Source organism: uncultured Microbulbifer sp. (assembly GCF_913055755.1).
Taxonomy (GTDB): Bacteria; Pseudomonadota; Gammaproteobacteria; order Pseudomonadales; family Cellvibrionaceae; genus Microbulbifer.
Genome location: NZ_CAJXKH010000096.1, coordinates 1 through 14315 on the forward strand (window position 1 = coordinate 1; position 14315 = coordinate 14315).

Below are 14315 nucleotides of genomic sequence, written 5' to 3' on the forward strand. Positions count from 1 at the left end.
AAGCTGATCCGTGAAAAGGCCGCGGCCAAGGCGGAACAGGAAGCCAGCATCATCGCCAAAGAAACCGTCGAGTAAATCTGGATACTGGCTCGGGCCGTATCACGATTGATTAGTAAGTAAGGACTACCGTTGAAACAACTTCGCGCCATTCGCGGCATGAACGACCTGCTGCCCACCCAGTCCCCGGTGTGGCAGTACGTGGAAAGCACCCTCAGCGAACTCTTCGGCCGCTACGGCTACAGCGAAATCCGCACGCCGATGCTGGAAGCCACCCAGCTGTTCGCCCGCGCGGTGGGGGAGGCCACCGATATCGTCGAGAAGGAAATGTACACCTTCGACGACAAGAGCGGTGACAGTGTCACCCTGCGCCCGGAAGGCACCGCCGGCACCGTGCGTGCGGCGATCCAGAACAACCTGCTGATCCAGCCCCAGCGGCTGTGGTATTTCGGCCCCATGTTCCGCTACGAGCGCCCGCAAAAGGGCCGCCTGCGCCAGTTCCACCAGTTCGGGGTGGAAGTGTTTGGCATCGAGGGCCCGGATATCGACGCCGAGATCCTGATGATGACCGCGCGCCTGTGGAAAGAGCTGGGCATCGCCGATCACGTCAGCCTGCAGCTCAATTCCCTGGGCAACAGCGAAAGCCGCGCCGCCTACCGCGAGGCGCTGGTGGAGTACCTGTCCGCGCGCAAAGAGCAGCTGGATGAAGACAGCCAGCGCCGCCTGGAGCGCAATCCGCTGCGTATTCTCGACAGCAAAAACGCCCAGACTCAGGAACTGCTGACCGATGCGCCCTGTCTACTGGACTTCCTCGATGAGGAATCGAAGGCCCATTTTGAGCAGCTGCGCGAATTCCTCGATGCGGCCGGTGTGGGCTACGAGGTAAATCCGCGCCTGGTGCGCGGCCTCGACTACTATGGCAAAACCGTTTTCGAATGGGTGACCGACAGCCTCGGCGCCCAGGGCACCGTGTGTGCCGGCGGCCGCTACGACGCCCTGGTGGAGCAGATGGGCGGCAAACCCACGCCCGCAGTGGGCTTCGGTCTCGGGGTAGAGCGCCTGGTGCTGCTGCTGGAGACCCTGGAAGTGCTGCCGGACACCCTCGACCAGCAGGTAGATGCCTATCTGGTGGCGGTAGGTGATGTACAATCGGCCGCCCTGGCGGCAGCGGAACAGCTGCGCTCGGAGCTGCCCTGGTTGCGGTTGCAGACCCACTGCGGTGGCGGCAGCTTCAAGAGCCAGATGAAAAAGGCCGACAAGAGCAATGCGGATTACGCACTGATCATTGGCGAGGACGAAGCGGCAGCGGGGCAGGTGACGGTAAAACCCCTGCGCGCAGAAGCGGAACAGCAGACCGTGGCCGTTGCCGAGCTGGCGAAGATTCTGCAGGCCTGAGCCGGCGGTTGATTCCCGGCGTTGAGAATACTGGCGGGTGCGATCGCACTCGCCATACCGAATTAGAAGTTTTGATTTTTAGAATAAGGCGAATAACAAAATGGCTGACCATTTGACCGAAGAAGAACAGATTGAATCGCTGAAGCGCTGGTGGAAAGAAAACGGCAGCGGCATTGTGACCGGCGTGGTACTGGCGCTGGCGGCCTATTTCGGCTGGCAGTGGTGGCAGGGCAAGGAGCGCAGCGAAGCGGAAGCCGCCTCCAACGTATACCAGAACTTTGTCGCAGCGCTGTCCGCCAATGAAGGCCAGCCCGACAACAAGCAGCTGACCACCGCCAAATCCCTCGGTCGCGAACTGAAGGACGAATATTCCAAGCGCATCTACGCCGCCCAGGCTTCCATGCGCCTGGCAGCCCTGGCGGCGGAAACCAACGACCTGGAAACCGCGGCCAAAGAACTGCAGTGGGTACTGGACAACGCCGACGATGACGCCCTCAAGTATGTGGCCAAGCGCCGTCTGGCGTCGGTGAAAGCCGCGCGCGGTGAAGAGAAAGAAGCACTGGCGCTGGTAAGCGGCAGCGTGCCCAGCGAATTCGCCGCACTGTATGCGGAAACCCGCGGCGATATCCTGCTGCAGCAGGGGGATGAAGAAGGTGCGCGCAAGGCCTACGAGGAAGCCCGCGCGCAGCTGCTGCCGGAGCAGGGCAGCATCGGCCAGCTGCTGGAACTGAAACTGGCAAAACTGGGCGAAGGCGAACAGGCCAGCGAATCCGAAGAAAAAACTGACGCGGAAGATTCTGCACCGGCGGAATCCGATAAGGAGAGCGACGCGCAATGATTTTGACCCTGAAAGCGCTGAACCGGAATGTTGCGCTGGCACTGCTGGCGGCCCTGACCCTGGGGCTGGGCGCCTGTGCCTCCAACGACGAGAAGGAAGACACCGACCCGGTGGAGCTGACGGAAATCTCCGAATCCGTAAGGCTGCGCGAAGTCTGGTCAAAAAATATTGGTGATATCGACGCCCTGCGTTACGCCATGCTCAAGCCGGGCATCATCGACGGCAAAGTAGTTGCCGCCAACAGCGACGGCGACGTGTTCGCCTTCGAGCGCGCCACCGGCAAACGCTTCTGGAAAGTGGATCTCGACCAGTCCATCAGCGGCGGTGTCGGCGTCGGTCAGGGACTGGCGGTTGTGGCGGATTACCGCGGTCGCATCGTGGCCCTGAATCTGGAAGACGGCAGCCAGCGCTGGACCACTCAGCTGAGCGGCGAAGTGGTCGCCACCCCGGCGGTCGGCGCCGGCATGGTGGTGGTACAGACCGTGGACGGCAAACTGCTGGGTCTGGATGCGGCCACCGGCGAGCAGCGCTGGCGCCACAATACCGCACTGCCTGTGTTGACCCTGCGCGGTACCTCCAGCCCGGTAATTTCCGGCGGTGTGGTATTCGCCGGCCTCGACAACGGCAAACTGGTTGCGCTCGGCGCCACCGACGGTGTTACCCGCTGGGAACAGCGCGTGGCCATTCCCCAGGGGTCCGCCGAGCTGGAGCGGGTAGTGGATATCGACGGCGCGCCGGTAGTGCGCGGTGAACTGGTGTTCGCCGCCAGTTACCAGGGCCGGGTTGTCGCCCTGTCCCGGGAAGATGGCCGCGGCCTGTGGGCCCGCGACGCCTCCACCAACCACAATGTGGCGGTGGGTGCCGGCCTGGTTTTCCTGAGCGGCGCCGACGGCAGTGTGCACGCCTACAATGTGGGTAACGGGCAGATCGAGTGGAGCAACAGTGAACTGCTGCGTCGGCAACTGAACGGCCCCGCCTACTTTGGCGATGTCGTGGTCGTGGGCGACCTCGACGGATACCTGCACGCCCTGGACCCGTCCACCGGACGCTTCGTGGGGCGCGAGCGGATCGACCGCGATCCAATCCGCATCCCGCTGCTGGCGGATGGCGACCTGCTGTTTGCGCTGTCCGATGACGGCGAGCTGGTAGCCCTACGCCTGGAGCGCCTGCAGTAAATTGATCGAAGAGGGCGGGGCGCCTGGCGCCGCCGTCGCTTCTTGGTAGCCTTCGCCCGCAGTCTGCGGGCGTTTGTATTTCTGGCAAACGGCCAGTTTTGAGTAGATAGCAAATATGTTGCCTGTAATCGCCCTCGTCGGGCGCCCCAACGTGGGTAAATCCACCCTGTTCAACCGGCTTACCAAAAGCCGGGACGCCCTCGTGGCCAACTACGCCGGCCTCACCCGCGACCGCAAGTACGGCGAAGCGGAATTTGAAGGGCGCAAAATGATTCTGGTGGATACCGGCGGTATCACCGGTGACGAAGAGGGCATCGACGCCGCCATGGCGCAGCAGTCCATGCAGGCCATCGAAGAGGCGGACTTCGTCCTGTTTATGGTCGACTGCCGCGCCGGCCTGACCCCCGCGGACGACATGATCGCCGAGCGCCTGCGCACCCGCTCCAAACCCACCCTGCTGGTGGCCAACAAGGTCGACGGCGTCAACCCGGACATCGCCCTGGCGCCGTTTTACGAACTCGGCATCGGCGAACTCTTCCCCACCACCGCCACCCACGGCCGCGGCGTGCGCTCACTGATGGAGCGCCTGATCGAAGGGCTGCCGGAACCGGAAGCCGAAGAAGTCGAGGAAGAAGCCACCGGCATCAAGATCGGCATCGTAGGCCGCCCCAACGTGGGCAAATCCACCCTGGTCAACCGCCTGCTGGGTGAAGACCGCGTGGTGGTATTCGACCAGCCCGGCACCACCCGCGACAGCGTGTATATCAACTACACCCGCGACGAAAAGCCGTACACCATCATCGACACCGCCGGCATCCGCCGCCGCAAGAACGTCAAAGAATCGGTGGAGAAATTCTCCATCGTCAAAACCCTGCAGGCAGTGGAAGACGCCAACGTCGTGGTGCTGGTGATCGACGCCAGCGAAGGCCTCGTCGACCAGGACCTGCACCTGATGGGCAGCGTCATCCAGGCCGGCCGCGCACTGGTGGTAGCCCTCAACAAATGGGACGGCCTCGACCCCGACCACCGCGACTTCGTCAAAACCGAACTGGAACGCCGCCTGCGCTTCGTGGACTTTGCGGACATCCACTTCATTTCCGCACTGCACGGCACCGGCGTGGGCAACCTCTATGAGTCCATCGAATCCGCCTACCAGTCCGCCACCGACAAACTCTCCACCAACCACCTCACGCGAATCCTCGAGTGGGCGGTAAGCGAGCACCAACCCCCGCTGGTCAACGGCCACCGCATCAAACTGCGCTACGCCCACGCCGGCGGCCAGAACCCGCCGGTAATCGTGATCCACGGCAACCAGACCGCAGAAGTGCCAAACCACTACGTGCGCTACCTGGAAAAGACCTACCGCAAAGCCCTGGACCTGCACGGCACCCCGGTAAAAATTGAATTCCGTACCGGCAAAAACCCCTACGCGGGTAAAAAGAACAAACTCAGCGACCGCCAGAAAGCGAAAAAACGCCGCCTGATGAAGTTTGTGAAGAAGAAAAAGTAAGCGGGGTTGAAGTAGAGCAGGGGCGTCGCAATACCCATAAGGTAAAGGCGGTAAATTCCGCGTAAGGCTAAACTAGCGAACACTGAACCTTAAAGCGAAGGTTCCGATAGCGGGTGGTCTCTTGCGAGACCTTCGAAAACAGGGATGTTTTCGAAGAGCCCCCATGGATGGGTTCACGGCGTGTCTCGCAAGAGACCACCCGCTAGCGGGACCGCCACCGCACCAGCCGGCAATTACAAGGATAGAAAACGATGCTAAACCTCAACAATCCCGACCTGCTGCGCAAACAGTCCTACATCAACGGTGAGTGGGTAGACGCCGACTCCGGCAACACACTGGACGTCACCAACCCCGCCACCGGCGAAACCATCGCCACCATCGCCAGCTGCGGCGCCGATGAAACCCGCCGCGCCATCGAAGCCGCCGATAAAGCCTGGGCCGGGTGGCGCGATCTCACCGTCAAAGAGCGCGCAAAAGTCCTGCGGGACTGGTACAACCTCATCATCGACAACGCCGACGACCTGGCAAAAATCCTTACCGCCGAGCAGGGCAAACCCCTCGCCGAAGCCAAGACCGAAATCGTCTACGGCGCCAACTACCTCGAATGGTTCAGCGAAGAAGCCAAGCGCGCCTACGGCGATGTGATTGCACCGCCGTCCAAAGACAAACGCATCGTCGTCATCAAACAGCCCGTGGGCGTCACCGCCTCCATCACCCCGTGGAACTTCCCCAGCGCCATGATCGCGCGCAAGGTCGCCCCCGCACTGGCCGCAGGCTGCACCTTCATCTCCAAACCCGCGTCGGAAACCCCGCTCTCCGCACTGGCCATGGCGGTCCTGGCAGAGCAGGCCGGCGTGCCCAGGGGCGTATTCAACGTCGTCGTGGGCAAAAGCTCCCGGGAAATCGGCAAGGAAATGACCGGCAACCCGCTGGTGCGCAAATTCACCTTTACCGGCTCCACCGCCGTCGGCAAGCAACTGGAAGCCCAGTGCGCCGAGACCATGAAGAAAACCTCCATGGAGCTCGGCGGCAACGCACCGTTTATCGTGTTCGACGATGCCGATATCGACGAAGCCGTCAAAGGCGCGATCATCTGCAAATACCGCAACGCCGGCCAGACCTGCGTGTGCGCCAACCGCATCTTCGTGCAGGAAGGGATCTACGATGCCTTCGCCAAGAAATTCACCGAAGCCGTCACCGCCCTGAAAATGGGCAACGGCGCGGAAGCCGGGGTAGAAGTCGGCCCCATGATCAACCCGGGTGCGGTAGCGGACGTCAAGGAACTGGTGAAAGACGCGGTCAGCAAGGGCGCCAAGGCCATGAATGAGGGCGGGCCCAGCGACATGGGTGAGTGCTTCTTTACCCCGGTGGTACTGGCCAACGCCGACGACAATATGCGCCTGTTCAAAGAAGAAATCTTCGGCCCGGTCGCACCGCTGTTCAAATTCTCCAGTGAAGAAGAAGTTATCCGCATGGCCAACGACACCGAGTTCGGCCTCGCCTCCTACTTCTATTCCCGCGATATCGGCCGCATCTGGCGCGTCGCCGAGGGCCTGGAATACGGCATGGTGGGCATCAACGAAGGCATCATCTCCAACGAAATGGCCCCGTTCGGCGGCGTAAAGGAATCCGGTAGCGGCCGCGAAGGCTCCAAATACGGCATCGACGACTACCTGGAAGTCAAATATCTCTGTATGGGTGGCATTTGAACATAGAGCCCATCGCCACCGTCCACTCCTGCTTTACGGAAAAGTTCGGCATCCCCCGCCAGCCCCTGCTGGCGGATGCCAGCCGCGCAGCCATCGAGCTGCTGCCGCCGCTGAATACCCCCGATGCCGTCGCCGGCCTCGAACAGAACAGCCACCTGTGGGTGATCTTCCAGTTCCACCAGGTCGCCGGCCAGTGGTCCCACAAAGTGCGTCCCCCGCGCCTCGGCGGCAATAAAAAACTCGGCGTCCTCGCCACCCGTTCCCCGTTCCGCCCCAACAATATTGGCCTTTCCGTAGTGCGCCTGATCGAAGTGCGCACACACCCCAAAGTGGAACTGATCGTCGCCGGCGCCGACCTGCTCGACGGCACGCCGGTACTGGATATCAAACCCTATATTCCATACGCCGACGCCATCCAGGGAGCCAGCAGCGAATTCGCCGAACAGGCCCCGGCCGCAACCCCGGTAAAAATCCCCGAGGCGGTACTGGCTATCGCCAGAGGCTACCGAGACGATTGGGGCACCGATCTCGAAGCGCTGATTCAACAGGTACTCGGCCAGGACCCCAAACCCGCCTACCAGCAGCCAGACCCGGAACGTATTTACGGTATGGAACTGTGCGGATTCAACCTGCAGTGGCGTTACCGGGACGGCGCCATCGAGGTAATGGCAATGGAAAAACTGGGCGAGGTAGCGCAGCCGTGAATATCAAACGGGGATTGTGGTCACTCACCAAATTTATACTGCTGGCCATTCTGGTGGTCAGCGCCGTGTCCTGGTACCACAGCCGCAATATGCCCAAGGGCGAAGCGCTGCCCATCCAGAACACCGACATCAGCGGAAAGCCGGTCGACCTGCTATCGATGACCGAAAACGGCCCGGTATTGATCTACTTCTGGGCCACCTGGTGCGGCTACTGCCGCGCCGTCTCCCCGGCAGTATCCGATCTCGCCGCGGAGCACCAGGTCATCACCGTCGCCCTGCAATCGGGCAGCGACGACGAAGTAGCCGCTTACCAGCAGAAACACGAACTGAACTTCAGCACCATCAATGATCCTTCTGGTGCAATCAGCAGCAGCTGGGGGCTCAAAGTGACCCCAACCATTGTGATTGTTGATCGGGAAGGGAAGGTGAGTGCGGTGACGTCCGGAATGACTTCAAAATGGGGCTTGAAAGCGAGACTCTGGTTGGCAGACTAGCTGCTACCTTGGACTACCGTACACCAACTATTTTTGCCGGCGTCTCGGGGCCTTTGATAACCTTCTGTAGCTATCGGTTTTACCGACTCAATATTTTGGGAAAACCCGTCCGCAGAAGGAATTTGCCATGGGACAACTACCATCCGCCCTCCCTCCTGTTCAGTCATCCAGTGCTCTGCAGGCTTGGGGTAGCCGCACCTCCGGTCGCGCAATCTTCGCGAATGCTAGCCACCAGCAATTACTGGATAACTTCCGTCAGTTAAGCACCCAACAAAGCAGCGAAGGCTATCACGCCCAGACCCTGCTGAAAGCGGTAGACAGCCTCCGCGGCCCCGCCAGCCCCGTCAATAGCATGCTGAAACCCAACCAGCCGACCCGACGCCTGCTGGTGGCCGGTGGGTTTGAAATCGAGTATGAGCTGAATAGTTATTATGGGCACTGTCAGACGGATGTGGAGATTGTGGATATCCGTATGGCTAAAGAAGATGCGAGAGAAGAAAGACGTTCTGCACTTTGGAGAATAAAATTCGACCAACAAGTTGGCTGGATACCTGAAGAGAAGGAACCTCGCACCACATTAACAGCTTCTCCGGCTCAGAAAGGAAATAAAGAGAGTCCTGTCAAAGTTGGTGTAAACGGGCACAGTCGGCAGCTTAAATATGCTGCCGATACGCTAAGTAAGCACATAAGTCGCGGCGACAAAGGGAAGGCAGCTAGCCTTCAGAATTCTGGCTTTCAATTGCTGTATGTACCATCGACTAATAGCGCAATAGGAGCCGAATGGGTTTCTATCAAGTCCCTGGGCCTGAATGGAACGGATGAACAGCGTGTAGCATCCAGAATACTTGCGCAGCATATGCTGGAGGCTTATCAGAAAGGGTTATATATAGAGTGGACTGCTCATAAGGATGGAGCCTGGGTGCTTACCGAAGCAATGCGTCAGCTTACAACTCAGAGGATTGATCTCCAGCGGAAACAGAAGATATTTCTGAGTGATGCGGCCTCAAGCCATGTGGTCGCTGATCGTATGAGACATACCCTCAATATGGATACTTATGACTCCAGCTGGCACAACACAGCCCCCGGTCCCGCACAACTGGTAGGGGGAACACATTTAGGCGTAGCTCCACTTCTGTGTCTGGTTGACGAATTTCGTCATAGATCAAACGCCGATGAAAAGTTTGGAACGGCTGGCGATCTGTTATGGCAGGCTGGCACCAAAGGTCTCGTCGTCTCTGGTGCCGCGACTGCAATTATTTCCACTGCTGGAGTTCCCATGAGTTTGGCATTGCTCGGCGCGAGTATACTCATTGCATCGTTGCCGTCAGCTAGGGATGATTATTTTAAAAATCCGGGACAGCAATTAGGCAGCTGGCTGGCTCGCCTACGTAAACATAATTAAATAGGTGACAATATGCTTTTCGGGAATGAAAAACACCCCAAGGGGCCAAGCTGGCGTCGCTTATACAACGTAGATAAGTACCTATCCGGGACTCACGTCCAGCTTAAAACTCCACCAATCCGCCCTCCAATTCCCGATGGAATAGATCCTGATTCGGTGCCAGATGAGTTTGATCTGAGCGACCCTCAAATTTATGAGTTATTTGGTGGTCAAGATAAAAATAAAAAGCAGGACTTATACAGAGCCTTGATTTGGCGAAATGGCTGGAATTTTACTGGTCGGCCGATACTGGATGGAGAAACTATTGGGAATTTGGTTGCCACGGCGAGTGTTTTGGATGTCCGTGATATGCCGGTAAACCGGAGCCTGTTCCAACGCTCTGAGATGGTGGAGCTGGTCAGAGGGATACACACGAGTAGCGACTTGGGGCAGTATCATGAAGGCCACGCCGAAGATCGAAACCCTTTTGACCTGACAAGTTACCGCTGGCCTAATAGCCTGTCTCCCCTGAACACTCAGTGGTTAGAGCGGAACAACGGTTGTGAGTGGATCTACTTTGAAGCCCAACCCCTATGCAATAGACCGGCTGAGTTCTATTGGCTGACACCTATAGGTCACCAATATTGCCTGATGGTGCATTTTTATGTGAACCGCTGGCTGCGCAATGCAGGGAATCCCTTTCGCGAGCAACGCTCACCTATCGACAACTACCGAGACTTGATGGAAAAGATCATGGAAACTGTGGTGGTGGAGCTATCGGAGTCCGCGAGCCTTGAAAAGGCTTCCATTGCAAACCCTGAAGGTCATTATCCGTTCGTCAACTGTACAGACACTTTGGTGAAAGAAGCTAAACACACCCTGTATATGTGGAGTGGTAAAGGCTACACCGACGAGAACCAGCCCCGTCAGGGCGGAGACCATCGCGCCCCAAAAGAAGATGTAGCCGCATTTATTGATCAACGCATTCAGCCCCACCCACTACCCGGTTGCCTGGCGATTGGCCCCGCTTATGTGGAGATTGAAAAAACTCCCAACTGCAATTCTGAGCCAATTGCCATTGCCAACAACCGCTAAATGGGCATAAGAGATGCCGACCGGCCGCTGGCGCAAACTTGGGGAAGGGGGGATGTTTAGTGGCGGGTCTTGGAAGGATCCAGATCCTCACTCATCACATCATCGAACACCGGCTGTCCCGGAATCTTGTGCCCCTCACTGGCCCATTCCCCCAGGTCAATCAACTTACACCGCTCGGAACAGAACGGCCGGTAGGGGTTCTTGGTGCTCCACTCCGTGGGTTTTTTACAGGTAGGGCAGGCAACAGTTGGTGTTTCGGGGGTTGCGCGGTCAGACATAAATAACAACTATCGAGATTGAGCGGCCAGCTGCATGTACTTCTGATGAAGTGCATCCACCTGCGCGTTGAGTGAATCCAGCGAGCCGCTATTATCCAGAATATCGTCCGCCTTTGCACATCGCTCCGCCCGAGGCAGCTGCGCCGCCATAATCTTGCGGATCTGCTCCAGCGTATTCGCATCCCGCGCACTGGCCCGCTCCAGCTGCATTGCCTCCGGCAGATCCACCACACAGACCCGCTGCACCAGCTGATACTGCCCCGACTCAATTAACAAAGGAGACTCAAGAATTGCATAGGGAGCGGAATGTGTTTCGCCGCTTCGCCCCAGAGAGGAAATAATTTCCTGTCGAATAAGCGGGTGGGTCAACTTTTCCAGCCAGATTCGCTCTTCCGGGTTATCAAACACCAGCTTGCGCAGCGCCGCCCGGTCCAGCGAACCATCCGTCTGGATCACATGCGCACCAAAGTGCGCCGCAATCTCCACAAGCGCCGGCCGCCCCGGCTCCACCACAACCCGCGCCGCCCAGTCCGCATCCACCACATTTACCCCGTGGTGTCGGAAGCGCGCTGCCGCTGCAGACTTGCCGCTACCGATACCGCCAGTGAGCCCGACCGTAAACATGAGGTCAGCTGCTCAGCCCGGATATACGGAAATACCAGCCCATAATTTGCTCACCCCACAGCATCGCAATCCACGCCGCACCGGCGAGGTAAGGGCCAAAAGCGATAGGCAGGTTCTTGTCGCGCCCGGAAATCAGCGTCCACAAAATACCTACCAGCGCGCCGACGGCCGCAGACAGCAGAATTACCAGCGGCAACACCTGCCAGCCAAACCAGGCGCCGATGGCCGCCAGAATCTTGAAATCCCCGGCCCCCATACCTTCCTTGCCGGTAACCAGCTTGAAGAGATGGAACACACCCCACAGCGCCAGATAGCCCGCAATGGCCCCGATCACCGCATCCTGCAGCGGCGCAAACACGCCCCAGATGTTGATCAGCAGTCCGGCCCATAGCAGCGGCAAGGTGATATTGTCCGGCAGCAACTGCTTGTCGAAATCGATCCCGGTCAGCGCCACCAGCGCCCAGGTAAAGAACACCCCGGCCAGCGCCTGCCAGGTAAAGCCCAGTTGCCACACAACGATGGCGGTCAGGATTCCGGTGGCCAGTTCCACCAACGGATAGCGCTTGGAGATCGGCGTGCCACAGTTGCCGCACTTACCGCCCAGCAGCAGGTAGCTGACGATTGGGATATTCTGCCAGGGCTTGATGATGGTCTCGCACTTGGGGCAGTGGGAGTGGGGTAGGACCAGGTTGAAGGTCTCATCCTCTGGCGCCGACCTGTCATCTTCTCGGGCTCCGGAAATACCTTCAAGTGCTGCTTGCCGGTTCTCTTCTTTTATCAACACTGGCAGCGTAGCGATCACCAATCTGATATAACCGAAGTAACTCAAGAAATCCCGCTGGTATTCCCGTTCCATCATGACGGGGAGGCGGTAAATGACTACGTTAAGGAAACTGCCGATTAGCAGGCCTAAAATAAAAGCGCTGCTTAGCAGCAGCGCTTGTTGAGAAATCAAAGTGTCGAGCATTATTTTTGAGTTTTAAACAACCTGGCCAAGCTGGAAGATGGGGAGGTACATGGCAATCATAAGCCCGCCTACAAGGACGCCTAGGACAGCCATGATCATGGGTTCCATCAAGGTGGTCAGATTATCCACCATGTTGTCAACTGCTTCTTCGTAAAAGTCAGCAGCCTTGGACAACATTTCATCCAGTGCACCAGACTCTTCACCAATAGCCGTCATTTGTACCAGCATCGTGGGGTAAAGTTTGGAACTACGCATGGCAATATTGAGCGGGATACCAGTGGCTACTGCATCTCGAATTTTCAGGGTAGCTTCTTCGTATACCACATTACCGGTTGCACCGGAGACGGACTTGAGCGCGTCAATGAGTGGCACACCTGCAGCAAAGGTTGTTGAGAGGGTTCTTGCGTAGCGCGCGGCTATCGAGTTATAGGTGATCTGTCCCAGAATCGGCAGTTTTAACATTAGTTTGTCAAAAAAATTCGCAACATTTTTATTGCGTTTTTTGACTTCCAGCGTGCCGCCAATACCGATTATTAATGTTAAAAGTGCATAGAACCAGTTAGCTTGCATCCACTCGGAAATACCCAGTACAAATAGGGTGAATGCTGGCAGGTCTGCACCAAAGCTGGAGAAGGTTTCCGCAAATTGTGGCACTACTTTGACCAGCAAAATTGCGGTGACTACTACCGCGACCACAATCACCGCAATTGGGTAAGTCATGGCTTTTTTGATTTTTTTCTTGAGAGATTCCGTCTTTTCCTTGTACGTGGCGATCCGGTCCAGCATGGTTTCCAGTGCGCCTGATTGCTCCCCGGATGCCACCAAATTGCAGAACAGGTCGTCGAAATGTAAGGGGTGCCTGCGCAAGGCATCGGCGAACGCTGTGCCCGATGCTACGTCATCGCGGATTTTTAATATCAGTTCTTTCACTCCTTCGTTATCCAAGCCATCCGCAACGATTTCGAAGCTTTGAACCAGTGGTACACCGGCTTTCATCATGGTCGCCATCTGTCGAGTAAATACTGCGATATCGGCAGCGGTGACCTTTTTACTGCCGCCGAACAACGGTTTGGGTTTTTTTTGCACTTTGTTTGCAATAATACCCTGGCGGCGTAGCTGGGCCTTGATCAGGGCAGGACTATTACTGTTAATTTCACCCTCAACCTTGTTGCCCTTGGCATCTACGCCTTTATATATGTAAGTAACTGCAGTGGCGGCATTGGCCATGGTGTTTTTCCCAATTTTTTATTTCTGTACTTTAGTTTTTACTTTTAAAGGTGTGCTAGTTAACTATTGGTAGCGAGGTCCGAATTTAGTCCTTAGTGACCCGGTTAGCTTCTTCCAAGCTGGTGATCCCCATCACCACCTTGCGCAATGCTGAGGTGCGTAGGTTATTAAAGCCTTCTTTCCTTGCTTGGTCCGCAATCTGGATAGAGTTACCGCCCTCCATTATAATGCGTGAAATTCCATCGGTGATGCGAACCACTTCATACACACCTACTCGCCCCTTGTATCCATTGCTGCAGTGCTCACAACCAACAGGCTGGTAAATTTGCCACTCACTTTGGGGAATGGTGACTGCATCAAAACCTTCTTCCTTCATCACCTCATCCGGCAGCTGGGCTGTTTTTTTGCACTCGCTACACAGCCGCCGTGCCAAGCGCTGTGCAATGATCACGCTTACCGAGGTGGCGATGTTAAAGGTCGGTACCCCCATGTTCATCAGGCGGGTGAGGGTCTCCGGCGCCGAATTGGTATGCAGAGTAGATAGCACCAAGTGCCCGGTCTGGGCCGCCTTAATGGCAATTTCCGCGGTCTCTAAGTCTCGAATCTCCCCCACCATCACAATATCGGGGTCTTGCCGCAGGAACGAACGTAAGGCCTCGGCAAAGTTCAATCCCACCTTATTGGAGACGTTGACCTGGTTGACGCCCTCAAGGTTAATCTCTACCGGGTCTTCCGCGGTGGAAATATTGCGCTCCGGGGTATTGAGGATGTTTAGGCCAGTATATAGGGATACGGTTTTACCGGAGCCAGTGGGTCCGGTAACCAGTATCATGCCCTGTGGTTGGGCAAGGGCGTCGAGGTAGATTTTCTTTTGTTCTTCTTCATAACCCAGCGCATCAATGCCTAGCTTGGCTGAAGAGG

General features: G+C 57.3%; 14 protein-coding genes. 9 read left to right on the top strand and 5 right to left on the bottom strand.

The window, feature by feature from the left end:
• Window positions 1-129 precede the first annotated feature (129 nt).
• The 9 genes from hisS (at window position 130) to QZ511_RS14060 (ending at window position 10298) form a co-directional block, all read left to right on the top strand.
• Window positions 130-1392, top strand: a complete 1263-nt coding sequence (hisS, locus tag QZ511_RS14020) for a histidine--tRNA ligase (protein ID WP_295803248.1) — start codon at window positions 130-132, stop codon at window positions 1390-1392.
• A 100-nt stretch (window positions 1393-1492) separates the two neighbouring features.
• On the top strand, window positions 1493-2230 hold the full coding sequence (locus tag QZ511_RS14025) for a tetratricopeptide repeat protein (RefSeq protein WP_295803249.1): 738 nt from the start codon (window positions 1493-1495) through the stop codon (window positions 2228-2230).
• A complete protein-coding gene (gene bamB, locus QZ511_RS14030; protein WP_295803250.1) occupies window positions 2227-3405 on the top strand; it encodes an outer membrane protein assembly factor BamB in 1179 nt (392 codons plus the stop codon). The genes QZ511_RS14025 and bamB overlap by 4 nt, the downstream gene beginning before the upstream one ends.
• 115 nt (window positions 3406-3520) lie before the next feature.
• Window positions 3521-4915, top strand: a complete 1395-nt coding sequence (der, locus tag QZ511_RS14035; RefSeq protein WP_295803252.1) for a ribosome biogenesis GTPase Der — start codon at window positions 3521-3523, stop codon at window positions 4913-4915.
• A gap of 251 nt (window positions 4916-5166) precedes the next feature.
• Window positions 5167-6624: an NAD-dependent succinate-semialdehyde dehydrogenase gene (locus tag QZ511_RS14040; protein ID WP_295803253.1), complete on the top strand. Its 1458-nt coding sequence runs from the start codon at window positions 5167-5169 to the stop codon at window positions 6622-6624.
• Window positions 6621-7328 (top strand): tRNA (N6-threonylcarbamoyladenosine(37)-N6)-methyltransferase TrmO, encoded by a 708-nt coding sequence (gene tsaA, locus QZ511_RS14045; protein ID WP_295803254.1) that lies wholly within the window; start codon window positions 6621-6623, stop codon window positions 7326-7328. Before QZ511_RS14040 ends, tsaA begins: the two co-directional genes overlap by 4 nt.
• Window positions 7325-7822, top strand: coding sequence for a protein disulfide oxidoreductase (locus QZ511_RS14050; protein WP_295803255.1), 498 nt, complete (start codon window positions 7325-7327; stop codon window positions 7820-7822). The genes tsaA and QZ511_RS14050 overlap by 4 nt, the downstream gene beginning before the upstream one ends.
• Before the next feature lie 127 nt (window positions 7823-7949).
• Window positions 7950-9224: a hypothetical protein gene (locus tag QZ511_RS14055; protein WP_295803256.1), complete on the top strand. Its 1275-nt coding sequence runs from the start codon at window positions 7950-7952 to the stop codon at window positions 9222-9224.
• Between the two features lie 12 nt (window positions 9225-9236).
• Window positions 9237-10298: a hypothetical protein gene (locus tag QZ511_RS14060; protein WP_295803258.1), complete on the top strand. Its 1062-nt coding sequence runs from the start codon at window positions 9237-9239 to the stop codon at window positions 10296-10298.
• A 56-nt stretch (window positions 10299-10354) separates the two neighbouring features.
• Here QZ511_RS14060 and yacG read toward each other — a convergent pair whose 3' ends face one another.
• The 5 genes from yacG to QZ511_RS14085 all read right to left on the bottom strand — a co-directional run.
• Window positions 10355-10576, bottom strand: coding sequence for a DNA gyrase inhibitor YacG (gene yacG / locus QZ511_RS14065; RefSeq protein ID WP_295803260.1), 222 nt, complete (start codon window positions 10574-10576; stop codon window positions 10355-10357).
• A 9-nt stretch (window positions 10577-10585) separates the two neighbouring features.
• Complete coding sequence (gene coaE, locus QZ511_RS14070) at window positions 10586-11200, bottom strand: dephospho-CoA kinase (protein ID WP_295803262.1); 615 nt, start codon at window positions 11198-11200, stop codon at window positions 10586-10588.
• A 4-nt stretch (window positions 11201-11204) separates the two neighbouring features.
• Window positions 11205-12167 carry an A24 family peptidase gene (locus QZ511_RS14075; protein ID WP_295803264.1) on the bottom strand — a complete coding sequence of 321 codons (963 nt, stop codon included), beginning with the start codon at window positions 12165-12167 and terminating at the stop codon, window positions 11205-11207.
• Between the two features lie 12 nt (window positions 12168-12179).
• Window positions 12180-13394: a type II secretion system F family protein gene (locus QZ511_RS14080; RefSeq protein WP_295803266.1), complete on the bottom strand. Its 1215-nt coding sequence runs from the start codon at window positions 13392-13394 to the stop codon at window positions 12180-12182.
• Window positions 13395-13479: 85 nt separating this feature from the next.
• Window positions 13480-14315 (bottom strand): ATPase, T2SS/T4P/T4SS family (locus QZ511_RS14085; protein WP_295803268.1); only part of this gene is annotated, 836 nt, incomplete at its 5' end.

What these genes read in the sequence shown, in the direction of transcription:
- QZ511_RS14040 (WP_295803253.1), top strand. Translation starts at nt 5,167, where the DNA reads ATGCTAAACCTCAACAATCCCGACCTGCTGCGCAAACAGTCCTACATC.
- QZ511_RS14080 (WP_295803266.1), bottom strand. Translation starts at nt 13,394, where the DNA reads ATGGCCAATGCCGCCACTGCAGTTACTTACATATATAAAGGCGTAGAT.
- bamB (WP_295803250.1), top strand. Translation starts at nt 2,227, where the DNA reads ATGATTTTGACCCTGAAAGCGCTGAACCGGAATGTTGCGCTGGCACTG.
- coaE (WP_295803262.1), bottom strand. Translation starts at nt 11,200, where the DNA reads ATGTTTACGGTCGGGCTCACTGGCGGTATCGGTAGCGGCAAGTCTGCA.
- QZ511_RS14025 (WP_295803249.1), top strand. Translation starts at nt 1,493, where the DNA reads ATGGCTGACCATTTGACCGAAGAAGAACAGATTGAATCGCTGAAGCGC.
- QZ511_RS14060 (WP_295803258.1), top strand. Translation starts at nt 9,237, where the DNA reads ATGCTTTTCGGGAATGAAAAACACCCCAAGGGGCCAAGCTGGCGTCGC.
- yacG (WP_295803260.1), bottom strand. Translation starts at nt 10,576, where the DNA reads ATGTCTGACCGCGCAACCCCCGAAACACCAACTGTTGCCTGCCCTACC.
- QZ511_RS14055 (WP_295803256.1), top strand. Translation starts at nt 7,950, where the DNA reads ATGGGACAACTACCATCCGCCCTCCCTCCTGTTCAGTCATCCAGTGCT.
- QZ511_RS14075 (WP_295803264.1), bottom strand. Translation starts at nt 12,167, where the DNA reads ATGCTCGACACTTTGATTTCTCAACAAGCGCTGCTGCTAAGCAGCGCT.
- der (WP_295803252.1), top strand. Translation starts at nt 3,521, where the DNA reads ATGTTGCCTGTAATCGCCCTCGTCGGGCGCCCCAACGTGGGTAAATCC.